The organism is Micromonospora fluostatini (genome assembly GCF_050410825.1).
Classification (GTDB): Bacteria; Actinomycetota; Actinomycetes; order Mycobacteriales; family Micromonosporaceae; genus Micromonospora; species Micromonospora rosaria.
In genome coordinates, this window is record NZ_CP191251.1 from 901,723 (window position 1) to 927,635 (window position 25,913).

The following is a 25,913-nucleotide window of genomic DNA, read 5'->3' on the forward strand; positions in this document are numbered from 1 at the left end:
TCGGACACGGAGGAACGTGGCAATGCTGGGAACCATGCCGTCATCCCGGACCCCGCTGTCGAGGCTGTTCACCGTGCTGCTCGCCGGCGTGCTCGTCGGTCTGGCCGTCGCGGTCGCCGCGCTGCCGGGCAACCTCCTGCTCGGTCTCACCGCGCGCTCGGCGCTACAGGCCTACGCGGACCTGCCCGCCGCGCTGCGCACCCCGGCCACCCCGCAGCGGTCCTACCTCTACGCCAACGACGGCACCACGCTGATCACCACGTTCTACGACGTCAACCGCACCGACGTGCCGCTGACGGAGATCGCGCCGGTGATGCGGCAGGCGATCGTGGCCGCCGAGGACCGCCGCTTCTACGAGCACGGCGGCGTGGACCTGCGCGGCATGCTGCGGGCCCTGGTCGCCACCGCCGACGGCAGCACCCAGGGCGGCTCCACGCTGACCATGCAGTACGTCCGCAACGTGCTGAAGAACGACCCGAGCCGCAGCGCCGAGGAGCGGGCCGCGGCCACCGAGCAGACGGTCGGGCGCAAGCTCCAGGAGATCCGGTACGCCGCCGCGCTGGAGGACCGGCTCAGCAAGGACGAGATCCTCAACGGATACCTGAACATCGCCTACTTCGGCTCCGGCGCGTACGGGGTCGCCGCCGCCAGCCAGCGCTACTTCGCCAAGCCCCCGGCGGAGCTGACGCTGGCCGAGGCGGCCCTGCTGGCCGGGCTGGTGCAGTCGCCGGACCAGTACAGCCCGATCGACGGTGACGCCGACGCGGCCCTGAACCGGCGGGCGTACGTGCTCGACTCGATGGTCACCACCGGGGCGATCACCGTCGAGCAGGCCGACCGGGCCAAGGCCGAGGAGCTGACCCTGGACCCGACCGGGCAGCCCAACGGCTGCACCGCCGCCCCGGACGGCGACGACACCGGCTGGGGCTTCTTCTGCGACTACCTGCGCCGCTGGTGGCTGGAGCAGCCGGCCTTCGGCGCCACCGCCGAGGAGCGCGAGCAGGCGCTGCGCCGGGGCGGGTACACCGTCGTCACCACCCTCGACCCGGACGTGCAGGCCACCGCCCAGCGCCAGGCCACCGCCGTCTACGACTACGACAACCAGCGGGCGCTGCCGATCGCGGCGGTCGAGCCGGGCACCGGCAAGGTGCTCGCCCTGGCCGTGAACCGGCACTACAGCCTGGCCGCCAACCCGGACGGGCAGGACAACCACCCCAACACGGTCAACCAGTTGGTCGCCGGCGGCGGCAGCGTCGAGGGGTACCAGGCCGGGTCGACCTTCAAGCTCTTCACCATGCTCGCCGCGCTGGAGAACGGGCGTACCCTCGCCACCGGCTTCGACGCGCCCAGCCGGCTGCCCACCCGCTACCCGGCCGACCCCGGCGACGCGACCTGCGACGGCCGCTGGTGCCCGGCCAACGCCAACCCGGCGTGGATGGACGGGTACCGGATGATGTGGGACGGTTTCGGCCGGTCGGTGAACACGTACTTCGTCTGGCTCGCCGAACAGGTCGGCCAGGACAAGGTGGTGGAGATGGCCCAGCGCCTCGGCATCACCTTCCGCGCCCAGGCCGACGCCACCTTCGCCGAGAACAACGCCGCGGACTGGGGCTCGTTCACCCTCGGCGTGGCCGCCACCACCCCGCTGGACCTGGCCAACGCGTACGCCACCGTGGCCGCCGAGGGCCTGTACTGCGCCCCGACCCCGGTGCTGTCGGTGACCGCCCGGAACGGCGACCGGGTGCCGGTCGGCGACCCGTCCTGCCGGCGGGTGCTCGACGCCGACGTGGCCCGCGCCGCCACCGACGCGGCCCGCTGCCCGGTCGGCCAGCAGTCCTCGTCCGGGCAGTGCAACGGCGGTACGGCCACCGCCGTGAACCGGATCCTCGACGGCCGGCCGGTCGCCGGCAAGACCGGCAGCTCCGAGCGGGCCGCCACGGAGAGCTTCGTCGGCTTCACCCCGCAGGCCGCGGTGGCCGGTATCGCCGCCAACCCGGACGACCCGAGCGACTCCGTCGGCGCCGCCGTGCAGGCCCGGGTGATCACCGGGGTCGCCGAGGTCATCTCGACCGCCGTCGAGGGCCAGGAGGTCCGTCGGTTCACCCCGCCCAGCCGGGAACTGGCCGGCGAACCCCGCCGCCCGACCCCCCGCCCCACCCCGACGACCGAGGACCCGCAGCGCGCCCTGCCCGCCGACATCATGCGCTGGCTCCAGGGCCGCCGGGGCTAGCGGTAAGGAAGGGCCCCCTGTTAACGCCTCCGGTAGAGGAGGGGCCCCTTGTTAACACCGCACACCCCGCGGATCCTCGGCCGGGGGCCCGACCGGGCGTCGGGCACAATCGTCGCCGTGCCCGTCCACGAGATCACCGACCCGGACGACGACCGGATCGCCGACTACCGCGCCCTCACCGACGTCGAGTTGCGGACCCGGTGGGAGCCCCCGCACGGGCTGTTCATCGCCGAGGGGGAGTTGGTGCTGCGGCGGGCGCTGCGCGCCGGTTACCCGCCCCGGTCGTTCCTGGTCGATGCCAAGCGGGTGGACCAGCTCGCCGACCTCGACACCGGTGACGCGCCGGTGTACGCGGCCACCCCGGACGTGCTGGAGAAGGCGACCGGCTTCCACGTGCACCGGGGGGTGCTGGCCTCGTTCCACCGCCGGCCGCTGCCCGAGGTGGCGCGGGTGCTCGCCGACGCCCGCCGGGTGGTGATCCTCGAGGACGTGAACAACCACACCAACCTGGGCGCGATCTTCCGGGCGGTGGCGGCGCTCGGGGTGGACGCGGTGCTGCTCTCCCCGTCCTGCGCCGACCCGCTGTACCGGCGCAGTGTCCGGGTCAGCATGGGTGAGGTCTTCGCCGTGCCGTACGCCCGGTTGGCGCCCTGGCCGGACGCGCTGGCCGAGGTCCGGGCGGCGGGCTTCACGGTGCTGGCGATGACCCCCGCGCCGGACGCGGTACCCGTCCAGCGGCTGACCGCCGGGCAGCGGGCCCGGTCGGCGTTGCTGCTCGGGGCGGAGGGGCCCGGGTTGAGCCGGGCGGCGATGACGGCCAGTGACGTGCGGGTGGTGATCCCGATGCGGCGGGGTGTCGACTCGCTCAACGTGGCGGCCGCGACCGCCGTGGCCTGCTGGGAGCTGGGCCGCGACGACCCGCTGTAGCCCGGCGGCCGGCTGTCCGGCGCAGGTCACGGCCGGTAGCGTGGCGGCCGTGTTCCCTACCGTGTACGAGGTGCTGGTCCTCGACCCGGTCCGGCACGGCGCACCCCGGCTGGTGGCCGGTGAGGCCGGCCTGGACCGGCCGGTCCGGTGGGTGCACGTGACCGAGGTGCCCGACATCGCCCCGGAGCTGGGCGGCGGTGAGCTGGTGTTGACCACCGGCATCGGGCTGCCCGCCGACGACGCGGGGCTGCGCGCGTTCGTCGCCGCGCTGGCCGAGGTGGGGGTCTCCGGGCTGGTGGTCGAGTTGGGCCGGCGGTACCTCGGTGGGGTGCCGCGCGCGATGGTGGCGGCGGCCGAACGACGTGGGCTGCCCCTGGTCGAGCTGCGGCGGCCCACCCCGTTCGTCCGGATCACCGAGGCGGTGCACGCGCTGATCGTGAACGCGCAGCTCACCGAGTTGCGGTCCACCGAGGAGATCCACCAGCGGTTCACCGACCTCTCCGTCGAGGGGGCCGGGCCGGGGGAGGTGCTGCGGCAGGCGGCCGAGTTGTCCGGCTGCCCGGTGGTGCTGGAGAACCTGTCCCGGCAGGTGCTCGGCTACGACGCGGCGGGGGAGGACGCGCAACTGCTGCTCGACGGCTGGGAACGGCACTCCCGCCGGATCCGGCCGGCCGGGCGGACCGCGTACGACCCGGACAGCGGGTGGCTGGTGACCACGGTGGGGGCGCGGGGGCAGGACTGGGGGCGGCTGCTGCTGCGCTGGCCCGGCGGGGGTGGCGCCGACCTGCCGGTGGTCGCCGGCCCGGCGGGTCGTTCGGTGCCCGGGGGGCCGCCGACCCGGTTGACGATCCTGGTCGAGCGGGCCGCCTCGACGCTGGCGTTGGGCCGGCTGATCCAGCGCGACGCCGAGGGTCTGGAGCGGCAGATCCACCGCACCCTGCTGACCGCGTTGCTGGACCACTCCCGGCCGGTGGACGAGGTGGCGCTGCGGGCGCGGGCGCTCGGCGTGGTGGTGGAGCGGCGGCACCTGGTGGGGGTGGTGGTCCGGCAGCGCGGTGACGACCCGGTGGGGGAGTACGGGCAGCCCGACGCCGGCCCGGACGCGGCGCCGGCCCGGCTGCGGGACCTCGCCGAGGCGGTGGGGCAGGCGCTGCGGGAGGCCCGGTTGACCGGGCTGTCCAGCGCGATCGACGACACCGCCGTGGGGGTGTTGCTCGCGCTGCCGGATCCGGCGGCCGAGGGGCGGTCGCTCACCGCGTTCGCCGCCGCGTTGCGCCGGCTCCGGGCGAACCCCGGCACCCGCCCGGTGGTCGCCGTCGGCGCGGCGGTGCCGCGTACCCCGGTCGGCGACCCGGACCCGCTGCGGGCGGCGGCTGCGGTGGGCCGTTCGGCCGGCCCGGCCGGCGGCGAGGCCGACGGGGCGGCGGGTGCGCCCGGCGCGGACTCGGCCGGGTCGGCCGGCGGGGTAAGTGTGCCCGACGCCGGGCCGGTCGAGGGGGCGGCGGGCCTGATCGTGGCCGCCGGGTCCGGGGTGGGGAGCCTGCGGGAGGCCCGGCGGTCGTTGCTGGAGGCCCGGCAGATCGCCGACGCGGCCCGGCGGGACCGGCGGGACCTGCCGGTCTTCCGGTTGCCGCACATCGGGCTCGCCGGGCTGCTGCACCTGCTGCGCGACGAGCCCCGGGTGCAGACGTTCGTGGAGCGGGAACTCGGGGCGCTGCTGGCCCACGACGCCCGGCATCCGCGCGAGCAGTTGGTCGGCACCCTGCGGGCGTACCTCGACCAGGGGCGGAACAAGTCGGCGGCGGCGGCCGTGGCGCACCTGTCCCGGCCGGCCTTCTACGAGCGGCTGGCCCGTATCGGGCGGATCCTCGACGTCGACCTCGACTCGGTCGAGGCGTGCCTGTCCCTGCACGTGGCCCTGCTCGCGCTCGACGCGGTGCGTCACCCCTGATTCCTTCGGTGGCGGGGCCCGGCCGGACGCACGGGGTGGGCTGACCGTTCCGCTGATCCGGTGCTCAGCCTCCTGAGCAGGGTGTTTGTTGCTGGCGGGTTAATTTCGCCCGGCTGGATAACGGTCAGGTCACGGAATCTTCCCAACCCGTTTACCCGTCACATAGCGTGCTCGAAGGCAGGAGGTCAGACCTCCATCCTCATGCCTCGCCGGTGTGTCGCGGCGGGGCCCGAGTGGACCCGAGGTGAGCTGGTTGGTGCAGGACGTAGCCCCCCGATACGACGGATACCGGTCGTTCGACTACCTGGAGCCCCGGGTCGACTACAAGGTCTTCGAGCTCGCCCCGCAGCTCGGCCGGGTGCCCGAGCACGACCTCGGCCTCAGCGACACGCAGCGGCAGCGGGTGAGCCGGCTGCTGACCGAGCAGATGGCGATCTCCCTGCACGAGCACCCGAAGATCCTGCCGGCCGACGTCAGCCAGCTGCGGGACTACAACCGCACCGGGCGCAACTCGTTCGGCTTCGAGGGCCTGGCCCGCTCCGGCATGACCGCCGTCTTCGACAACTTCATGAACGGCACCGGCTGCGTCACCAGCGAGCACGCCTGGAAGTGGGACGACGTCATCTACGACATCGGCCTGCGCTTCGCCGACGTGGCCAAGCAGGACTACGTGGTGGTGGCCACCACCCTGGAGGAGATCCTCACCGCCAAGCGCAACGGCCAGCTCGCCCTGGTGGCCGGGCTGGAGGCGGCCACGATGATCGAGAACGAGCTGGACCGGATCGACATCCTGTACGGCTTCGGCGTCCGGCAGATGGGCATTGCCTACAGCCAGGCCAACATGCTCGGCTCCGGCCTCTCCGAGGTCACCGACGGCGGGCTGACCCACTTCGGGCGGCGGGCCGTGACCCGGATGAACAAGCTCGGCATCGCCATCGACGTGTCGCACTCCGGCGACCGGACCTCGCTGGAGGTCATCGAGGCGAGCCGGGTGCCGGTCTTCATCACCCACGCCGGGGCCCGCAGCGTCTGGAACACGCCCCGGATGAAGTCGGACGACGTGATCCGGGCCTGCGCCGAGCGGGGCGGGGTGATCGGGATCGAGGCGGCCCCGCACACCACCCTCTCCGCCGAGCACCCGCACCACTCGATCGAGTCGGTGATGGACCACTTCACCTACTGCGTCGACCTGGTCGGCATCGACCACGTGGCGTTCGGCCCGGACACCAACTTCGGTGACCACGTCGGCCTGCACGACAGCTTCACCCAGCACCTGGCGATCAGCAACGCGCACGGCGCGGTGGAGCACCCCCGGGTGCCGTACGTCTCCGGCATGGAGAACCCGGCCGAGTGCTTCAGCAACATCGTCGGCTGGCTGGTCAAGCACGACTACTCCGATGACGAGATCGCCAAGGTCATCGGGGGCAACATCATTCGCGTTCTTCGGGAGGTCTGGTGAGCACGTCCAACATCCGCCGGCTCGGCCGGTGGCGGGTCGCCGTCGCGGTCGGCGCCGTCGCCGCGCTGGCCCTGTCCGGCTGCGGACTCAACGAGGGCAACGACTCCGGTGAGAGCACCTCCGGTGACGCCAGCACCGTGCTGCGCATCGGTACCACCACCGACGTCTCCAACTTCAACCCGCTGCAGTCGCTGTCCAAGACCGACTCCTGGATCCTCAACGCGATGTACCCGCACCTGCTGCGGATCGACGAGAACGCGAAGAAGGCCCCGGAGCTGGCCAAGGACTACGGGTACGAGGACGACGGCAAGACCGCCGTGTTCAACCTGCGCGACGACTTCAAGTGGACCGACGGCCAGCCGGTGACGGCCGAGGACGTCAAGTTCAGCGCCGAGAAGATCATGGAGTACAAGCTCGGCAACGTCGCGGCCAAGCTGACCTGGGTCGAGTCGATCGAGGCCACCGACGCCACCACGGTCAAGTTCAAGCTGTCCCAGCCGTACGCGCCGTTCGCCGAGGGCGTCGGCTTCTGGATGTCGATCGTCCCGAAGCACGTCTTCGAGAAGGCCGGCGACCTGTCGAAGTTCGCCAACGACTCGGACTGGGTCGGCGCCGGGCCGTTCGTCCTGGACAGCGCCACCAAGGGCCAGCGCTACGTGATGAAGCGCAACGAGAACTACCCGCTGGCCCCCGAGGGCAAGCCGGCCCTCACCCAGGTCGAGTACCGGGTCTACCCGGACGTCAACACGATGATGCTGGCCCTGCGCAACGGTGACATCGACCTGATGGGCAACCCGGTGCCGGCGTCGGCCGCGAAGTCGTTCGACAACGACGACAAGATCGAGCTGACCAAGGTCGGGGCGCTGGGCTTCGCCCACCTGACCTACAACATGAACAACAAGGAGCTGGCCAAGCAGGAGGTCCGGCAGGCGCTGTCCATGTCCGTGGACACCAAGGCCATCATCGCCTCCGTGCTGCAGGGCGACGCCCAGCAGATGGCCGGCCCGATCTCGCCGATCTTCTCCGAGTACGACAACACCGAGATCCAGCCGTACCCGTTCGACCCGGAGGGCGCGAAGGCCAAGCTGAGCGCGGCCGGCTACACCGACGGCAACAACGACGGGTTCTTCGACGGGCTCAGCTTCGGCGTCGCCTGCGACCAGTCCAACGCCAACATCACCCGGGTGGTGCAGCTGTTCCGGGAGAGCGCCGCCAAGGCCGGCATCAAGCTGGAGAACGAGTGCGTGGAGCGGAACACCTTCCTGGCCCGCACCAAGAGCGGTGAGTACGACATCGACGCCTCGCAGTGGGGTGTCTTCGACAACCCGATGGACCAGCTCCGCAGCACCTACCTGTCGAGCAACCCGGGTGGCATCAACTACAACCTGCTCAAGTCCGACGAGATGGACCGGCTGATCAACGACGCCGCCGGTACCACCGACCAGGCCGCCTTCGTCGAGAAGATCAAGAACATCGACAAGGTCGTGCACGAGCAGGCGTACCTGACCCCGCTGTACGTGGAGAACTTCCAGTTCGCCCACAACGCCAGCAAGTTCAACGGCTTCGTCGCGTCGCCGTCGGACCTGCTCGGCATGGTCACCGCGTACTCGCTGGCCCAGGTCAAGCCGGTCGGCTGAGCCGGCACCACCTGAGAAGGGAAAGGGGGTCCCCGTGGCACGGTTCGTGCTCAGCCGGGCGGTCAAGGCCGTCCTGACCGTGTGGATCGCGATCACCGCGACGTTCTTCCTGCTCCGGCTGCTGCCCGGGGACCCCACGACCCTGATGGTCGAGGGGGACATGACCCCGGAGATGCAGGCGGCGCTGCTCAAGACGTACGGCCTGGACCGGCCGCTCTGGGAGCAGTACGTGTCGTACCTGCGGGAGCTGACCCAGGGCAACTTCGGCATCTCGTTCCGGCAGATCCAGCCGGTCACCGACATCCTGGTCGACCGGTTGCCGTGGACACTGCTGCTGGCCGGTACGGCGTTCCTGGTGACCATCGCCATCGGCATCCCGATCGGGGTGTACGCGGCGGTGCACCGGGGCCGCTGGCCGGACAAGATCCTCCAGGCCGCCGGCATCGGCGGGCACGCCCTGTTCGTGCCGAGCGTGGCGATGCTGCTGCTGGTGTACCTGGGGGCCCGGCTGGGCTGGTTCCCCATCGGCGGGGCGATCGACCCGGACACCCGGGGGCTGGCCGCGTACGCGAGCCTGGCCCACCACCTGGTGCTGCCGGTGGCGTCCCTGGTGCTGGTGCAGCTCGGCCCGTACGCGCTGACCCTGCGCACCAACATGATCGAGGTGCTCGGCGAGGACTACATCCGGGCCGCCCGGGCCCGGGGCCTGTCCACCCGGCGGCGGGTCTGGAAGCACGGCCTGCGCAACGCGATCCTGCCGGCGCTGACCCTGATGGGTCTGCAACTGGGCACCCTGGTCGGCGGGGCGGTGCTCACCGAGACCGTCTTCGCCTACCCCGGCGTCGGCCGGTTGATCTTCGAGGCGGTCGGGCAGCGGGACTACCCGGTGCTCCAGGGCGCCTTCATCATGCTCGCCGTCACGGTGGTGGTCGCCAACACGCTGACGGACCTGCTCTACGCCGTCCTCAACCCACGGATCCGACTGTGATCCCCCGATACCCGGCCGGGGCCCGCCGGCCGATCCCGGCCCGGCACCGGCCGGGCGGCACTCCGGGCCCCGGCCGTCCGGCCCCGACGGGGGCGGCCGTCATCGACGAGAGGAGAGTCCGGTGAGCGCTCCGGTGCTGACCGAGCAGACGGTGCCGCCCACCGAGCCCCAGGTGGGGGCCACCCGGGCGGCCTGGCGGGACTGGCTGCGCCAGCCGTCGGCGCTGCTGTCGGTGGCGGTCCTGGTGGTGATGGTGCTGCTGGCGCTCTTCGCGCCGCTGATCGCCGACGAGCCCGGCGGTACCAGCGCCGACGTGCTGCAACCCCCGTCCGGGGCGCACTGGTTCGGCACCGACGACCTGGGGCAGGACATCTTCGCCCAGGTGGTCTGGGGGACCCGGACCAGCCTGGTGATCGGGGTGGCCGCCTCGCTGATCGCCCTGGTCCTCGGCACCGCGATCGGGTTGGTCTCGGCGTACGTGCGCGGGGTGGACGCGGTCGGCACGGTGATCACCGACGTGATGCTGGCGCTGCCCACCCTGCCCCTGATGATCATGCTGGCGGCGGTGGTGAGCCCCAGCGTGGTGACCCTCACCGTGATCATCGGCGTCTTCGCCTGGCCCGAGGTGGCCCGGTTGATCCGCTCCCAGGGCCTGGTGGTGACCGCCATGCCGTACATCGACGGGGCCCGGGTGCTCGGGGCCAGCGGCTGGCGGATCGTCAGCCGGGAGATCCTGCCGGCGGTGATCCCGCTGATGGTGGTCAGCGTGCTGCTGACCGCGTCCCGGGCGGTCATCTCCGAGGCCGGGCTGAGCTTCCTCGGCCTCGGCGACCCCGACTCCTGGTCGTGGGGGCGGATCCTGCTCAACGCCCAGCGCAGCGGCGTGGTCGCGATCGCCTGGTGGCAGACGCTCTTCCCGTCCCTGGCGATCCTCGTCCTGGTGCTCTCCGCGACCGTCGCCGGGATGCGCTTCAACGACTCCCGTGACCCCCGACGCAACGGAGGCTGACCCGTGCGGCTGCCCGACAGTTTCTACTCGACCGTCCGTGCCCGGCTGACCGAGGCGCTGCACGAGCGCGACCTGGACGGCTTCCTGGCCAGCTCCCCGGCCGACGTCGCCTTCCTCAGCGGGTTCTTCTACATCGCCACAGAGCGGCCGGTCTACCTGTGGATGCCCCGGGAGGGGGACCCGCTGCTGGTCATCCCGCGCCTGGACGAGGAGTACGCGGCCCAGCAGGGGGTCACCCTGGAGACGGTCAGCTACGCCGAGTTCCCCGGGGTGGTCACCCCCGAGCAGACCCTCGCCGCCGCGCTGGGCGGCCGGCGCAGCCGGCGGATCGGGTACGGCGGCGGGCTCACCGTCGGGGCGCTGGGCAAGCTCACCGCCGCCCTGCCCGCCGCCGAGCTGGTGGTCACCGACGCGGTGGCGACGCTGCGGCTGCGCAAGTTCCCCGAGGAGATCCCGCTGCACGAGGCGGCGGCCCGGATCTGCGACGACATGCTCGCCGCCGGCCGGGAGCTGATCACCGAGGCGCTGCGCGCCGGCCGGGAGCTGCCCCGCGAGGACGAGATCGCCCGGCACGTCATCGGGTACGGCACCGACCGGATGTACGCCGACTACGACCTGGTCGTCTACACCACCAAGCTGGCCGGGGGCCTGGTCTACGCCGGTCCCAACTCGGCGCTGCCGCACGGCCTGCCGACCCGGCGCCGGATCCAGCCCGGGGACACCCTGATCCTCTCCCTCGGCGCGGCGGTGGCCAGCCGGTTCGTGGAGAGCGAGCGGACCTTCGTGGTCGGTGAGCCCACCGCCGAGCAGCGCCGCTACTACGAGGCCGACCGGGAGGCCCAACAGGTCGGCACCGAGGCGATGCGGGTCGGCCGGACCTGCGCCGAGGTGAACCGGACCTGCCTGGACGTGCTGCGCGGGCACGGGCTGGGCGACTACATCCGGCACCGGCAGGGCCACGGCATCGGGTTGCAGAACCACGAGCCGCCCTGGGTGGAGGACGGTGACGACACCGTGCTGGCCGACGGGATGCTGCTCTCCAGCGAGCCCGGCGTCTACGTCCCCGGGCACGCCGGTTACCGGATCTCCGACACCGTCCTGGTCACCGACGCCGGCCCGCGCCGGCTGACCAGCTACCCCCGCGACCTGGAATCGAACATCATCGAGGGAGTCCGATGAAGATCAACGGTGCCGAGCTGGTGGTCGAGGCGTTCGGCCCCGAGGACGCTCCGGCCATGATCGTCCACCACGGGGCCCCCGGCCTCGGGTCCCGGTCCGAGCCGACGCGGTCCTTCGGGCCGTTCGCCGACCGGATGCGGGTCATCGTCTTCGACGCCCGGGGTTCCGGGGAGTCCAGCGACGACGAGCCGTTCACCCACGAGCAGTGGGTCGCCGACGTCGACGCGATCCGGGAGCACTTCGGGTACGAGAAGATCGTCATGGCCGGCGGCTCGTACGGCGGGTTCATCGCCATGGAGTACGCCGTCGCCCACCCGGACCGGGTCTCCGCGCTGATCCTGCGGGACACCGCCGCCGACACCGCGCACGACCACCTCGCCGTGGAGCGGGCCCGCAGCACCGACCGGACGGTGATCCCGCAGTGGGCGATCGACCGGATCGGCACCGGCCGGTTCGCCAGCAACGACGAGCTGCGCGACTACTGGCGGGCCATCCTGCCCCTCTACGACCACCAGCACGACCCGGCCAAGGACGCCGCCCGGCTGGCCGCCACCCGGTTCCACTACCGCACCCACAACGCGGCATTCGGGCAGAACATGCCGGCCTACGACCTGAAGCCGAAGCTGCCCGGGATCACCTGCCCGACCCTGGTCACCGTCGGCCGGCACGACTGGCGTACCCCGGTGGAGGCCAGCCAGGTCATCGCCGACCTGGTCCCGGACGCCCGGCTGGTGGTCTTCGAGCACTCCGGGCACTCCCCGCAGTTGGAGGAGCCGGAGAAGTTCCAGCGGGTGGTCCGGGAGTTCCTCGCCGAAGCCGGGATCCTCTGATGGAACCCCTGCTGAAGGTCACCGACCTGCGGGTGTCCTTCCCCGGGCCGAGCGGGCCGGTGCACGCCGTCAACGGGGTCGGCCTGGAGCTGGCCGCCGGCCGGACCCTCGCCCTGCTGGGGGAGTCCGGCTCCGGCAAGAGCGTCACCGCCCAGGCGGTGATGGGCATCCTCGACGTCCCGCCGGCCCGGGTCGCCGGCTCGGTCACCCTGCGCGGGCGGGAGCTGCTGACCCTGTCCCCGCGGGACCGGGACCGGGTCAGCGGCGAGGAGATCGGGATGGTCTTCCAGGACGCGATGGCCGCCCTGAACCCGGTCTTCTCCGTCGGGGACCAGATCACCGAGCTGCTGCGGGTACGCCGGGGGATGTCCCGCGCCGACGCCCGCCGTCGCGCCGTGGAACTGCTCGACCGGGTCCGCATCCCGGCCCCCGCCAACCGGGTGAAGGACTACCCGCACCAGTTCTCCGGGGGCATGCGGCAGCGGGTGATGATCGCCCTGGCCATCGCCCTGGAACCGGCGGTGCTGATCGCCGACGAGCCCACCACCGCCCTGGACGTCACGGTGCAGGCGCAGGTGATGGAGCTGATCGCGGAGATCCAGCGGGACAGCGGCATGGGGCTGCTGCTGATCACCCACGACCTGGGGGTGGTCGCCGAGGTCGCCGACGACGTCGCGGTCATGTACGCCGGCCGGATCGTCGAACGGGGCACCGTCGAGCAGATCTTCGACGGCCCGGCCCACCCGTACACCGAGGGGCTGCTCGCCTCGATGCCCCGGGTGGACCGCACCGACGAGGAGCTGTACGCCATCCCGGGCGCCCCGCCCAACCCGGCCCGGCTGCCCACCGGCTGCCCGTTCCACCTGCGCTGCCACCGGGTCACCCCGGAGTGCCGCAGCGACCTGCCCGCCCTGGAGCCGCTGCCGGCCAACCGGGCCAGCGCCTGTCACCACCGCACGGAGGTGCTGCATGCCACCCAGCGATGACGTCGTGCTCCGGGTCGAGAACCTGGTCAAGCACTTCCCCCTCAAGCGCAGCGGGTCGCTGCGCGCGGGCGGGGTGGTCAAGGCCGTCGACGGGGTCAGCTTCGAGCTGCGTCGGGGGGAGACCCTCGGCGTGGTCGGGGAGTCCGGCTGCGGCAAGAGCACCCTGGCCCGGACCCTGGTCGGGCTGGAGAAGCCGACCGGGGGCAGCGTCCGGTTCGGTGACGCGGTGGTGCACACCGCCCGGGGCCGGGAACTGCGGGCACTGCGCCGGCGGATCCAGATCGTGCTCCAGGACCCGTACACCTCGCTGAACCCGCGCCGGACGATCCGCGAGATCCTCACCCAGCCGTTCGAGATCCACCCCGACGTGCTGCCGAAGGCCCGGCGGACCGAGCGGATCTCCGAGCTGCTCGACCTGGTCGGCCTCGACCCGAGCCTGCACCTGGACCGGTACCCGCACCAGTTCTCCGGCGGGCAGCGGCAGCGCATCGGCATCGCCCGCGCGTTGGCCCTGCAACCCGACGTGGTGGTCTGCGACGAGCCGGTCTCCGCGCTGGACGTCTCCGTCCAGGCCCAGGTGGTCAACCTGCTGGAGCGGTTGCAGAAGGAACTGGGCGTGGCGTACGTCTTCATCGCCCACGACCTGTCCGTGGTCCGGCACATCTCCGACCGGGTCGCCGTGATGTACCTCGGCAAGCTGGTCGAGAGCGGCCCGGGGGCCCCGCTGTACGACGCGCCCCGGCACCCGTACACCAAGGCGCTGCTGTCGGCGGTGCCGGTGCCGGAGCCGGCCCGCCGGAGCAACCGGCAGCGGATCCTGCTGGCCGGGGACCCGCCCAGCCCGGTCGACCCGCCGTCGGGCTGCCGGTTCCGGACCCGTTGCTGGCAGGCCACCGACACCTGCGCCACCCAGGAGCCACCGCTGGCCGGCCCGGAGCACCCGGTCGCCTGCCACTATCCGCTGGCCGCCTGACGCGCCGGCTTCGTCCACGAAGGAGAGATACTGTGCTGCAAGAACCCGCGCCGCGGTACCAGGGCCACAAGTCCTACGAGTACCTGGAGCCGCACTCGGACTACCGGGTGTTCGAGCTGGCGCCGGAGCTCGGTCGGGTGCCCGGACACGACCTCGGCCTGACCGACGCGCAACAGCAGCGGGTCACCCGGCTGCTGACCGAGCACATCGCGATCTCGCTGCACGAGCACCCGGTGATCCTCCCCTCCGACGTGCGGGAGCTGCGCGCGTACAACCGGACCGCCCGGCAGCGCACCGGCTACGAGGGGCTGTCCCGGTCCGGGCTGACCGCCGTCTTCGACAACTTCATGGCCGGGGCGTCCTGCGTCACCAGCGAGAACGGCTGGAAGTGGAACGACCTGGTCTACGCGGTCGGGATGCGGCTGTCCGACGTCTACAAGCAGGACTACGTCACCCTGGCGACCTCGCTGGCCGACATCCACGCCGCCAAGCGGGACGGCCGGCTCGCCCTGGTCGCCGGCCTCGAGTGCAGCAGCCCGATCGAGAACGAGCTGGACCGCATCGACATCCTGTACGGCTTCGGCATCCGGCAGCTCGGCATCGCGTACAGCCAGGCGAACATGCTCGGCGGCGGGCTGTCCGAGAAGTCCGACGGCGGGCTGACCCACTTCGGGCGGCGGGCCGTGACCCGGATGAACAAGCTCGGCATCGCCATCGACGTGTCGCACTCCGGGGACCGGACCTCGCTGGACGTCATCGAGGCGTCCCGGGTGCCGGTCTTCATCACCCACGCCGGTGCCCGGTCGGTCTGGGACACGCCCCGGATGAAGCCGGACGAGGTGATCCGGGCCTGCGCCGAGCGCGGCGGCGTGATCGGCATCGAGGCGGCCCCGCACACCACCCTGTCGGAGAAGCACCCGCACCACTCGATCGAGTCGGTGATGGACCACTTCACCTACTGCGTCGACCTGGTCGGCATCGACCACGTGACGTTCGGCCCGGACACCATGTTCGGCGACCATGTCGGCGTGCACAACACCTACGCCGCCAACTACGCCCACGACGCCGGCAACCGCCCGGAACACCCCCGGGTCGAGTACGTGTCCGGGGTGGAGAACCCGGCCGAGGCGTTCACCAGCATCGTCGGGTGGCTGGTCAAGCACGACTACTCCGACGACGAGATCGCCAAGGCCATCGGCGGCAACACCCTGCGGGTCCTGGAGCAGGTGTGGTGACCACCCGAACGACCGTGCCGGGCGTACACCGCTAACTACTACACTCCGTCTGCCGGTGGGCGGCGGTGAGCGAGAGGTGAGGGTGGATGGCTCGGCGCGAGACCGCGCTCCAGGCGGCACAGGGACGGCTGTTGGACCTGATCGGCAGCGAGTTCCACCCCGGGGACAAGCTGCCCAACGAGCGTGAGCTGGCCGACCTGCTGGAGGTCAGCCGGGCCACCGTCCGCGAGGTCCTCGGCCAGCTCGCCGCCGAGGGCGTGGTCCGCCGCACCTGGGGGATCGGCACCTTCGTGCACGAGCCGGCGGGCCGGGTGCCGGTGGCGATCGGGGACGTCACCGCGCTGCGCGACCGGATCACCGCCTCCGGGCATCGCCCCGCCCTGCGCGACGCCACGGTGAGCCGGGTGGCCTGCCCCGGGGACTGCGCCGACGTCCTCGGGCTGGCCCCCGGCGACCCGTGCTGGCGGGTGGACCGCCTCTTCGCCGTCGACGAGGTCCCGGCCGTGTTCATCCGCGACCACCTGCCGTTGCGGGTGGCCGACCGGGACCTCGACCCGTCCGGCCTGCTCAGCATCGACCTGGACATGTTCGAGTTCCTGGCCGATGCGACCGGGATGCCGGTCCGGCGGGCCGAGATCGAGTTCGCCGCCGTCCTCGCCGACGAGGAGCTGACCGCCCGGCTGGAGGTCCCCGCCGGGCACCCCCTGATCAACGGCACCCAGATCGGGTACGGCAGCGGTGACGTGGCCCTCTTCCACGGTCACCTCACCGTCCGCACCGACATCCTCACCCTGAAGATCAGCCGGGTCGGCTGACCGGGCGGGCGCTCAGGGGGCCAGGTCGTCGAGGGCCTTCGCGTAGGCGGCCGGGACGAAGGTCGGGCCGCCCGGGGTGAACACGTCGGAGCGGGCCGCCGTCGCCCAGGCCGGCTCCGGGACCGCGTCGACCAGGGCGCGGACCACCGGCGCGTCGCGCCACTGGTCCTGCTCGGCGAGGAGGCCGAGGGCGACCACCGACTCCTCCACCTCGCCGACGCACTCGAACGGCTTGTGGCCGTCCACGCCGAGCAGTTCCCGGTACCCGGGGAGTTGGCGCTCGTCGGCCAGCAGGTCCCCGCCGAAGATGCCGACCACCCGCTCGCGCGGCATGAACGGTGCCATGGCGAGGAAGACGAACCGGCACTTCGGGCAGTCCCGGCACCACCGCTCGCTCGCGTCGCGCAGCTTGAACGCCGCGTTGCAACTGGTCACCACCGCTTCGTACCGGTCGATGGCGGCGAAGAGCCGGGCGATGTGCAGCTCCGACAGCGACCGCAGCAGCGAGAAGTACGGCTCGGTCAGCCCGGCGTGTTCGGCCAGCGCCGCCCGCAGCAGCCCCTCCGCCTCGACCCCCTTGGACCACTGGTGGTTGATCTCGTGACCGTCCCAGACCAGGTTCGGGTCGGAGGCGGACCGCTCGTTGGACATCACCACCGGGCCGAGCCCGTGCAGCACGGCGGTGGCGACCGCGATCAGCGAGTTGATCGCGGTGACCGGGATGTGGCCGTTGCGCGCGCCGGCCGCGTTCAGGTCGAACAGCACCGGGTCGATCCGCCGCCGGGCGGCCAGCGGGGTGAGCCCGGACGCCTCGTTCACCGCGACGATCACGTGGTTCGGGTTGACCGAGAAGGGCACCGGGTCGAACCCGCCCCGGCGCAGCGCCTCCAGGCTGACGATCGAGTCCTTCCCGCCGCCCACCGCCGAGAGCGGGCGCAGCTCCGAGGTGTCGTACCCCCGGGCGGGCGGGACCTCGCCGGCGGGCACCTCGGGCGTCAGCTCCAGCACGTGCGGCAGCCGGTTGCGGTAGGCGTACTCGGCGAGGCCCTTGGTGTAGACGGCGGTGACCAGCGCGACGGCGTCGGCGCCCAGCGGCGCCGGCAGCACCAGCCGGGGCGGGGCGGCGGTCTTGTAGTAGCTCACCCCGGCCACCAGGTGCAACAGGGCGAGGACCCGGTCGAGGGTGGCCACCGTGGCGTCCGACGGCGGGGCGTCCGGCAGCGGGAACGTGATCACCTCGGTGAACCGCTGCTCCCCGTCCGGGCCGGTCAGCGCGTAGTCGAACAACGCCTCGCCGGTGGCGAGATCGATCGAGTAGGACGGGAAGGTGAAGGCGTCCATCCGCCGGAGCTGCTCGTTGGGCACACGCCATACTAGGCCCTGGTTCGTCCGGCCGTGCCCGGTGCGCCGGACCCGGCCCGCCGGCCGGCGCTCCCGGTGCGCACGCCCGGCACCCGGACCGCCCGCCACGGAGGAGGAGATCACCTGTGCGCCTGTCTGACCTGCGCGGACGTACCGTCGCCGTCTGGGGTGCCGGCCGGGAGGGCCGGGCCGCGGTGACCGCGATCGCCGCGCACGCCCCGGCCGACCTGGTCGCCGTCGACGACAGCGCCAACTTCCTCTCCCTGCCCTGGGAGGGCCCGCTGGCCGCCGCCGCGCCGCTGGTCACCGGGGCCGAGGGCTTCGACCGGCTGGCCGCCGCCGACGTGGTGGTCCGCTCGCCGGGGGTGCCGCAGACCCACCCGTGGCTGGTCGAGCTGCGCGCCCGGGGGGTCACCGTCACCCAGGGCACCGCGCTCTGGATGGCCGACCACGCCGACCGGACCATCGGGGTGACCGGCAGCAAGGGCAAGAGCACCACGGCCAGCCTGATCAGCCACCTGCTCACCGCCACCGGCCGGCCGAACGTCTTCGGCGGCAACATCGGGGTGCCCCTGCTCGACCTGCCCGAGGCCGACCGGTACGTGCTGGAGCTGTCCAGCTACCAGTGCAGCGACCTGACCGACTCGCCCCGGGTCGCGGTGGTCACCTCGCTCTTCCCCGAGCATCTCGACGCGCACGGTGGGGAGCGGGAGTACTACCGGGACAAGCTGAACCTGATCGCGCACGGCCCCCGGACGGTCGTGGTCAACGGGGCCGACCCACGCCTCGCCGTCGAACTGGGCGACCGGGCGGCGATCCGGGCCGGCCTGCCCGGCTCGGCCACCGTGGCGACCGGCGCCGACGGTACGCCCTGGTTCCACCTCGGCGACCGGCCGCTCTTCCCCCGGGCGGTGCTGCCGCTGGTCGGCCGGCACAACGAGGGCAACCTCTGCGTCGCCCTGGCGGTGCTCGACGCGCTCGGCGTCGACGTGGTCGCCGAGCGGGACACCCTGGCCGTGGCGGTCGCCGGGTTCCAGGGGCTGGCCCACCGGCTCACCGAGATCGTCGACCCGGCCGGCCTCACCTTCGTCGACGACACCCTCGCCACCAGCCCGTACGCGGCCATGCACGCGATCGACGCGTACGAGGGGCGACCGTTGACGGTGATCGTCGGAGGGACCGACCGGGGGTTGGACTACACCCCGCTGCGCGAGCACCTGGCCGAACGGGAGCTCACCGTGATCGGCGTGCCGGACAGCGGCCGGCGGATCGTCGAGGCGCTCGCCGGGCTGCCGAAGGTGCGGACCGAGGTGGTGGACGACCTGGTGGACGCGGTCCGGCTGGCCCGGCGGGTGACCCCGGCCGACGGGGTGGTGCTGTTGTCGCCGGCCGCCCCGAGCTACGGCCGGTTCCGCAACTTCGAGCACCGCTCCGAGGTCTTCGCCCAGGCCGTCGCCGACACCCGGGAGGGGTAGGGGCGGTTCAGCCCAGCGCGGCGTGCAGGGCGCGCATCGCGCGGATCGCCGAGCGGATCTCCTGGAGGTAGCGGCCGGGGGTCAGGGTCGGCTCCGGCAGGCCGGCGACCTCGGCCGCGGCCGGGTCCACGCCGACCGTGTCGATGCCGCAGCCGTACGGCACGGCGAGGGTGCGCAGCGCGTCGCAGTGCTGGAACGGCACGTAGATCGGCGCGGTGACCAGCAGCACCGGGTCGCCCGTGGTGAGCCGGACGTGCTCGGCCCAGAACCGTTGGGTGTCGGCGGTGTGCGCCCGCCGCCGGTCCGGCTCGCTGGACGGCGCGGCGAGCACCCGGACCGGTGGCCCGTCGACCGGCTGGTACGTCCGGGCCGACCAGGCGCGGTGCGGGTGGTCGGCGTCATGACCCTCGGCGCGGACCGGCCGGGTCACCCCGAAGCTGCGCCGTACCCCGGCGTCGAGCGCGTCCACCTCGGTCGCGCAGCCGTGGATGCCGACGCCGGCCAGGGCCCGTACCTCGGCCGGGGCGAGCGGACGGAAGCTGCCCAGCACCGCCACCTCGCCGCCGACCGTCGGCCCGGTGCGCAGCAGCCGCGCGGCGTACGCCACCCGGCGCACACAGGCGTGCGCCAGCCCGCCGAGGACCAGCAGATGGGCGTACCCGGGCAGACGTGGGGCGGCGGGACGGACCAGCCCGAGGGCGGTGGCGGCGGCCAGGACCTGCGCGGCGGTCGCCGGGTCGAGGACGGGCTCCCGGGCCTCCGGCCGTTCCCGCCCGCCCCGGAAGTCCCAGTGCCGGGCGGAGAAGTCGTCCAGGGCGGCGAGCACGTCGGCGAGCGGCCCGGCCGGCCAGTCCCCGCCGAACCCGGTGACCAGGGCGCGCAGCGGGGCGGAGGTGACCCAGGCGGCGACACCGGCCCGCAGGACGTCCCCGGTCGCGCCGGCCGGCCCGTTCGGCAGCGGCACCTGGCCGGCCGGTTCGGCTGGCGGCGGCACCTGGCCGGCCGCCCGCTCGTTCGGCGGCGGCACGTGGACGTCGGGCACCGCCGGATCCTACCGGCGCTCCGGCCCGGCCGTCGGGTCGCCGTGACCCGCCGCGCGCCCGCCGTGGCGGGCGCGGAGCAGCCACAGCACGCCCGCGCCGGCCAGGTACGCCAGCAGGGCGGCGACGGGCATCCCCAGCGCCTCGGGCGCGGCCTTCGCCGTCTGGCTGTTCAGGACCAGGGCGGTGACCAGGGCGGCGTACCCGGCGACGACGAGCGCGCCCGGGACGACGGCGGTCCGGCCGGGGGCGGGCCGGTGCCGGCGCACGGCCCGAGCCTCGATCGGACCGAAGACGGCGACCAGCCCGGTGAGCACCGTGGCGAGCAGCAGCGCCCACGGCAGCCGCCAGGCCAGCCAGGCCGCCGACCCCGCCGGTGGGGTGGGCAGCAGGTGCACCGCGTCCAGCGCGCCGACCAGCAGGATCGCCGCGGTCAGGTGCCACAGGAACATGGTCAGGACCACCGTGTTGACGGCGATCACCGCCTGCCAGGGGCGGCGACGGTGCAGCCACCGCTCGGCCGGCTCGCGCAGCAGCAGAATCAACCCGAGCTGCGCGGTGGTCAGGGTGAGCAGGGCCAGGCTGGGCGGGCCCGCGTTGTCCAGCCGTTCCCCGGGAATGTTGAGCATGCTCACCGGGTACGGGCCGGGCCCGGTGAGCAGCACGGTCCCGGCGAGCCCGACGGCGAGCAGGGCCAGCGCCGCCGGCCGGCCGGTGGGCAACCGGCGGCGGCGTGGCCGCTGCCCGGTGCGGGCGTCGTACCAGGCGAACCCGAGCTGGTGCACGGCCAACCAGCCGAACAGGTAGTTGCCGAACCCCAGGGTCTCGGCCCCGGCGAGCCGGGCCAGGTCACCGACGGCGACCAGGACCACCAACCCCAGGGGTACGGCGAGCCCGAGACGCCGGTGCAGCGCGTACATCGGCGGGGTGAGCGGGACGACGACCAGGTAGGCGGCGAGGAACCAGAGCGGGATGGTGGCGAACCAGACCACCGTGCGTACCTCGGTCGGTGTGGTGCCGAGCAGCGACGCGGCCAGGGCACCGGCCGTGAGGACCAGCAGCAGGGCGGTGGTCGGGCGGACCAGCCGGGCGCTGCGGTCGAGCAGCCACCCGGCGCCGTCCCCGCCCCGGGCCCGGAACGAGTGCAGCGAGGCGGCGTTGGCGTAGCCGCCGACCAGGAAGAAGACCGGCATCACCTGGGCCAGCCAGGTCACCGGGTACGCCCACGGCAGCGCCGGCAGCGCGGAGTGCCCGTTGGGCCGGCCCGCCGGGTCGTACTCGATGACGGTGACCGTCCAGTGGCCGAGGACCACCATGATGATCGCCAATGCGCGGAGCAGGTCCAGGTACCGCTCGCGCTCCGGCGGCGTACGCTCGGCGAGCTGCCGCAGGCGACCCATGCCCCCAGGCTAGAAGAGTCCGTGGACGTGCGGAGGCCGTGCGCCTCGTGGGTGCCCGCTGGCCTGGTGTTCGGGCCGGACGGGTGAGGCGTTTGTCGACACTGTCGAGCTGCCCCGGACGTGAGACCGCCTCCGCGCCGACCGGCAGTCCATGCTGTCCCCGGCCCCGGCCCCGGCCGACCCGGCGACCCCTCCGCGCCGACCCGGCGGCCCAGGCCGACCCGGCGACCCCTCCGCGCCGACCCGGCGACCCTGGCCGATCCGGCGACCCTGGCCGATCCGGCCGACCCGCCGATCCGGCCTCGCGCACCCGCCCTACCCCCTGTCCCGCCCTACCCCGGTGTCCCGTGTCCTTGTCGTCCTGGATCTCGGTGTCGCGGGCCGGCCGTCGGTCACCCGTGTCCTGTCTCGCGGCCTCAGGGGGCGCAGGCGTGCCCCGTCCGTGCGGGCAGCTCCAAAGGGTGCGTGAGTCGTTGTCGCGCCGCGAGCGTCGTCGCGCCACGAGCCTCGTCCGGCGAAACGGTCGCGGTGGTTGGCGTGGACGTTGCGTGGACGTCTCCGGGACATCGACGGTGCGCGACACCGTCGAGGGTGTCGACGTCGCCGGGGGCAGGTCGAACCGAGCCGCTGGTGGCAGCGTGTCGACCGACGGGAGGTCGGCCGGCGGGGTTCGGCCAGGGGTTGGCGGCCAGGGGGTCGGCGGGCGAGGGAGCGGCCGGGGATGTCGAGGTGTGCCTAGCCGGCCGGCGGGGTCCGGGCCGGTTCGGTCGGTGGTCGGGGGAACAGCCGGCGGTGCAGCGCGTCCGGATCGGTGACGTCGGGCAGTTCGCGGGCGGCGAGCCATGCGGCGGCGGCGGCGCCGTCGCCGGCGGTGAGCAGCGGGGTCCGGGGCCACCGGCGGGTCAGCTCGGCCCGGACAGCGGCGGCGAGCGGCGTGTCGCCGGTGAGCAGGCCGCCGGCCAGGACGACCGGGTCGGCGGCGTCGGGTGGGCGGATCCGGGCGACGGTAGCGGCCAGGTGCTCGGCGGCCTCGGTGATCAAAGCGCCGGCCACCGGGTCGCCCCGGTGGGCGGCGGCGACGACCAGCGGGGCGAGGCGGGCCAGCTCGACCGGGGGGCGTCGGGTCACGGCCTGGACCACCGCGTCGACGGTACGGCGGGGGCGGGACGCCACCTCCGGTGAGCCGGTCAGCGCGGTGAGCACCTGGGCGGCGAGGTCACCCGGGGCGTGCGCCCGGTCCAGGTCGGCCAGGAGCCGGCGGACCGCCTCCCGGCCGAGCCAGAAGCCGGATCCGGCGTCGCCGAGCAGCCAGCCGTGCCCGTCGGCGGTCCGGTCCAGCCGCAGGTGACGTACCTCGGCGGCGATCGCCCCGGTGCCGGCGATCAGCACGGTGCCGTCCGGCCGGGCGGTGCCCGAGGCGTAGGCGACCAGGGCGTCGCCGAGGACGGTGTACGGGCAGCGGAGCCCGGCGGCGTGCCAGGCCCGGTCGAAGGCGGCCCGGCCGTCCGGGTCGGCGAGCAGTCGTCCGGCGCCGGCCAGCCCAATGGTGCCGGCCCGGACCCGGGTCGGGTCCACGGTGGCCAGTGCGCCGCGCAGGGCGGTCAGGATCTCGTCGGCGGCGCGTTCGGCACCGTGACTGGTGGGATTGCCACCTCCGCCCCGGCCGGTGCCCAACCGTTCCCCGGTGCGGGTCACGGCGAGCGCCCGGGTGGACGTACCCCCAACATCCAGACCAACCAGGACGGTGTCGGACATCTGCGACGGACCTCCGGTCGGCGGCGTGGAGAGGGCGTATTCATGCTGGTCGGTCGGGGTGCGCGGGGGCAAGGTCCGGCGGGTGCGCCGGGTAACAGTTTGAAAACTTCATCCATGGTCTTGACAGGAAGGGGGCTTCAGTAAGAACTTTTACCACTAACAGTTAACACTCTTTCCCGAAAGGTGTTCCATGGCCGAACACGAAGTCGACGGCGCGGCGGTGACCGCGGTGGTCGACGCCGGGCCGGCCGACCGGCGGAGCACCCGAGGGATCGGCGCCGACAGCGTGCTGGCCAGGGTCAGGTCCGGGGTGGACGACCTGACCGGCGCCCTGCGGCGGGTCGCCGACCACGTGCTCAGCGACCCCGAGACGGCGGCCCGGTCGACCATCGTCGAGCTGGCCGAACGCAGCGGCACCTCGCCGGCCACCATCACCCGGTTCTGCCGGGCGATGGGCTTCGACGGGTACGCCGACCTGCGGCTGGGCATCGCCGCCGAGACCGGCCGGGCCCGCTCGGCCGGCTGGACCGTCGACATCGGACGGGAGATCCAGCCGGGCGACCCGCTCGACCGGGTACTGGAGCAGTTGATGGCCGCCGACACCCAGGCCATGCACGACACCGCCGCCCTGCTCGACCTGACCGAGGTGGAACGGGCGGCGGTGGCGATCGCCGGCGCCGGCCGGGTCACCATCGTCGGTGCCGGCGGCAGTGCCCTGGTCGGTCAGGAGATGCAGCTCAGCCTGCACCGCATCGGCGTGGCCGCCTGGGCGTGGAACGACGTGCACGACGGCCTGGCCAGTGCCGCCCTGCTCGGTGAGGGGGACGCCGCCCTCGGCATCTCGCACACCGGGCAGACCCGGGAGACCGTCGAGATGCTCGCCGAGGCCGGCAGCCGGGGCGCCACCACCGTGGCGCTGACCGGGTTCCCCCGCTCACCCCTGGCGGAGCTGGCCGACGTGGTGCTCCTCACCGCCAGCCAACCCACCACCTTCCGTCCCGACGCGCTCTCCGCCCGGCACCCGCAGTTGGTCGTGCTCGACCTGCTCTACATCGCCGTCGCGCAGCGCACCCACGACCGGGCCCACGCGGCCTTCCGCCGGACCGCCCAGGCGGTCGGCGGGCACAAGGCCTCCACCGGGGCCAGCACATGACCCGCAACCGAACACAGGCCGCCGTCGACCAACTGCGCCACCGTACGGCGAATTCGACAACCCGAGGAGAGACGACGATGTCGGTTACCCCGAACCACCCGGCCGACCTGAGCCGCCGTACGTTGCTGCGCCGCGCCGCCGCCGTGGGCCTGCTGGTCACCCCGGCCGCCGGCCTGCTCAGCGCCTGCGCCGGCAGCGAGCCGAGCCGCCCCGACGACTCCGGCGCGGCGAAGAGCAAGGACAACCCGTTCGGTGTCCAGGACGGCAGCGCCGTCAAGGTGGTCATCTTCAACGGCGGCCTGGGTGACCAGTGGGCCAAGGAGGACCAGGCGATCTTCGCCGCCAAGCACGCCGGCGTGACGGTCAACATGAGCTCCACCCAGAAGATCAAGACCGAAGAGCAGCCGAAGATGGCCACCCAGCCGAGCGACCTGGTGATGAACTCGGGCGCCGACATGATGGACGTCTCCACCCTGGTCAACGAGGGCGCCATCGAGCCGCTGGACGACCTGCTCGCCGCCCCCGCCTGGGACAGCGAGGGCACGGTGGCCGACACGCTGCTGCCGGGCACCGTCGTCGACGGCACCTTCCAGGGCAAGTTCTACGTGGTCAACGTCGCGTACACGGTGTGGGGCAACTGGTACAACGACGCCCTGTTCACCCGGGAGGGGTGGACCCCGCCGACCACGTTCGACGAGTTCTTCGCCCTCGCCCCGAAGATCAAGGCCAAGGGCATCGCCCCGTACGTGCACGACGCGGTGCACGGCTACTACCCGCGCTGGGCGCTGATGGCCACGATCTGGAAGTCCGCCGGCAAGCAGGCCGTCATCGACATCGACAACCTCAAGGAGAACGCCTGGCGGGCCGAGGGTGTCCTGCCGGCGCTGGAGGTCTGGGAGAAGCTGGTCAAGGACAAGCTGCTGCTGCCGGGCAACCTCAACCACACCCAGTCCCAGCAGGCCTGGCTGGACGGCAAGGCGGCGTTCATCCAGGTCGGCACCTGGCTGAAGAACGAGATGGCCGCGACCATCCCGCCGGGCTTCGAGATGAAGATCTCGGACTACTGGGGTCTGGGCGCCACCGACAAGGCCCCCAAGGACGTCTTCGCCGGTGCCGGTGAGGGCCTGGTGGTGCCGAGCAAGGCCCCGAACAAGGCGGCGGCCAAGGAGTTCCTGCGGGCCGTGCTCTCCAAGGCCGGCTCGGCGAAGTTCGCCGAGCTGACCAAGTCGCTGGCCTCCACCAAGGGCTCCGGCGACGCGGTCCAGGACACCGCGCTGGCCAGCGCCAACGAGCTGATGAGCAAGGCCCCGGCGGACCTGATCAAGACCAAGTTCTGGGACTTCTACGCCGACCTGGACAAGGAGAGCCAGAACGCCTCCGCCGAGCTGATGGCCGGTCGCCTCACCGCCGCCCAGTTCGTGGACCGGATGCAGAAGGCGGCCGACAAGGTCGCCAAGGACTCGTCGATCACCAAGCAGACCCGCGCCTGACGGCGTACCGGGGCGATCC

General features: G+C 73.0%; 20 protein-coding genes. 16 read left to right on the plus strand and 4 right to left on the minus strand.

Annotated elements, in window-relative coordinates; genetic code table 11:
- The first annotated feature begins 34 nt into the window (after positions 1–34).
- From ACQUFX_RS04125 to ACQUFX_RS04185, 13 genes are all read left to right on the plus strand, one after another.
- Positions 35–2,230 (plus strand): transglycosylase domain-containing protein, encoded by a 2,196-nt coding sequence (locus ACQUFX_RS04125; protein WP_428964692.1) that lies wholly within the window; start codon positions 35–37, stop codon positions 2,228–2,230.
- Positions 2,231–2,347: 117 nt separating this feature from the next.
- Positions 2,348–3,157 carry a TrmH family RNA methyltransferase gene (locus ACQUFX_RS04130; protein WP_428964693.1) on the plus strand — a complete coding sequence of 270 codons (810 nt, stop codon included), beginning with the start codon at positions 2,348–2,350 and terminating at the stop codon, positions 3,155–3,157.
- A 40-nt stretch (positions 3,158–3,197) separates the two neighbouring features.
- Complete coding sequence (locus ACQUFX_RS04135; protein WP_428964694.1) at positions 3,198–5,108, plus strand: PucR family transcriptional regulator; 1,911 nt, start codon at positions 3,198–3,200, stop codon at positions 5,106–5,108.
- Positions 5,109–5,364: 256 nt separating this feature from the next.
- Positions 5,365–6,567 (plus strand): dipeptidase, encoded by a 1,203-nt coding sequence (locus ACQUFX_RS04140; RefSeq protein WP_428966855.1) that lies wholly within the window; start codon positions 5,365–5,367, stop codon positions 6,565–6,567.
- Entirely contained in the window at positions 6,564–8,204 is a 1,641-nt protein-coding gene (locus tag ACQUFX_RS04145; RefSeq protein WP_428964695.1) for an ABC transporter substrate-binding protein, read from the plus strand. Before ACQUFX_RS04140 ends, ACQUFX_RS04145 begins: the two co-directional genes overlap by 4 nt.
- Positions 8,205–8,238: 34 nt before the next feature.
- The gene (locus ACQUFX_RS04150) at positions 8,239–9,192 is read left to right on the plus strand and encodes an ABC transporter permease (RefSeq protein WP_067365782.1); all 954 of its coding nucleotides are present in this window, start codon (positions 8,239–8,241) and stop codon (positions 9,190–9,192) included.
- Positions 9,193–9,313: 121 nt separating this feature from the next.
- Positions 9,314–10,201: an ABC transporter permease gene (locus tag ACQUFX_RS04155; protein ID WP_428964696.1), complete on the plus strand. Its 888-nt coding sequence runs from the start codon at positions 9,314–9,316 to the stop codon at positions 10,199–10,201.
- A 3-nt stretch (positions 10,202–10,204) separates the two neighbouring features.
- The gene (locus ACQUFX_RS04160) at positions 10,205–11,380 is read left to right on the plus strand and encodes a M24 family metallopeptidase (RefSeq protein ID WP_428964697.1); all 1,176 of its coding nucleotides are present in this window, start codon (positions 10,205–10,207) and stop codon (positions 11,378–11,380) included.
- The gene (locus tag ACQUFX_RS04165; protein ID WP_428964698.1) at positions 11,377–12,210 is read left to right on the plus strand and encodes an alpha/beta fold hydrolase; all 834 of its coding nucleotides are present in this window, start codon (positions 11,377–11,379) and stop codon (positions 12,208–12,210) included. Before ACQUFX_RS04160 ends, ACQUFX_RS04165 begins: the two co-directional genes overlap by 4 nt.
- Positions 12,210–13,196, plus strand: coding sequence for an ABC transporter ATP-binding protein (locus tag ACQUFX_RS04170; protein ID WP_428964699.1), 987 nt, complete (start codon positions 12,210–12,212; stop codon positions 13,194–13,196). The genes ACQUFX_RS04165 and ACQUFX_RS04170 overlap by 1 nt, the downstream gene beginning before the upstream one ends.
- Positions 13,180–14,169 carry an ABC transporter ATP-binding protein gene (locus tag ACQUFX_RS04175; protein WP_428964700.1) on the plus strand — a complete coding sequence of 330 codons (990 nt, stop codon included), beginning with the start codon at positions 13,180–13,182 and terminating at the stop codon, positions 14,167–14,169. The genes ACQUFX_RS04170 and ACQUFX_RS04175 overlap by 17 nt, the downstream gene beginning before the upstream one ends.
- A 32-nt stretch (positions 14,170–14,201) precedes the next feature.
- A complete protein-coding gene (locus ACQUFX_RS04180; RefSeq protein WP_428964701.1) occupies positions 14,202–15,404 on the plus strand; it encodes a dipeptidase in 1,203 nt (400 codons plus the stop codon).
- An 86-nt stretch (positions 15,405–15,490) separates the two neighbouring features.
- Positions 15,491–16,219, plus strand: a complete 729-nt coding sequence (locus tag ACQUFX_RS04185) for a GntR family transcriptional regulator (protein ID WP_428964702.1) — start codon at positions 15,491–15,493, stop codon at positions 16,217–16,219.
- A 12-nt stretch (positions 16,220–16,231) separates the two neighbouring features.
- On the opposite strand, the gene ACQUFX_RS04190 is transcribed toward ACQUFX_RS04185, so the two are convergent.
- The gene (locus tag ACQUFX_RS04190; RefSeq protein ID WP_428964703.1) at positions 16,232–17,584 is read right to left on the minus strand and encodes a hypothetical protein; all 1,353 of its coding nucleotides are present in this window, start codon (positions 17,582–17,584) and stop codon (positions 16,232–16,234) included.
- Between the two features lie 122 nt (positions 17,585–17,706).
- Here ACQUFX_RS04190 and murD point away from each other — a divergent pair, with 122 nt between their 5' ends.
- Complete coding sequence (gene murD, locus ACQUFX_RS04195) at positions 17,707–19,056, plus strand: UDP-N-acetylmuramoyl-L-alanine--D-glutamate ligase (protein WP_428964704.1); 1,350 nt, start codon at positions 17,707–17,709, stop codon at positions 19,054–19,056.
- Between the two features lie 7 nt (positions 19,057–19,063).
- Here murD and ACQUFX_RS04200 read toward each other — a convergent pair whose 3' ends face one another.
- From ACQUFX_RS04200 to ACQUFX_RS04210, 3 genes are all read right to left on the minus strand, one after another.
- Complete coding sequence (locus ACQUFX_RS04200) at positions 19,064–20,098, minus strand: hypothetical protein (protein ID WP_428964705.1); 1,035 nt, start codon at positions 20,096–20,098, stop codon at positions 19,064–19,066.
- A 9-nt stretch (positions 20,099–20,107) separates the two neighbouring features.
- Entirely contained in the window at positions 20,108–21,496 is a 1,389-nt protein-coding gene (locus ACQUFX_RS04205; RefSeq protein WP_428964706.1) for an acyltransferase family protein, read from the minus strand.
- A gap of 735 nt (positions 21,497–22,231) precedes the next feature.
- A complete protein-coding gene (locus ACQUFX_RS04210; protein ID WP_428964707.1) occupies positions 22,232–23,251 on the minus strand; it encodes an N-acetylglucosamine kinase in 1,020 nt (339 codons plus the stop codon).
- A gap of 190 nt (positions 23,252–23,441) precedes the next feature.
- On the opposite strand from ACQUFX_RS04210, the gene ACQUFX_RS04215 reads away from it, so the two are divergent.
- Entirely contained in the window at positions 23,442–24,404 is a 963-nt protein-coding gene (locus ACQUFX_RS04215; protein WP_428964708.1) for a MurR/RpiR family transcriptional regulator, read from the plus strand.
- A 77-nt stretch (positions 24,405–24,481) separates the two neighbouring features.
- Complete coding sequence (gene ngcE / locus ACQUFX_RS04220) at positions 24,482–25,894, plus strand: N-acetylglucosamine/diacetylchitobiose ABC transporter substrate-binding protein (protein WP_428964709.1); 1,413 nt, start codon at positions 24,482–24,484, stop codon at positions 25,892–25,894.
- Positions 25,895–25,913: the final 19 nt, after the last annotated feature.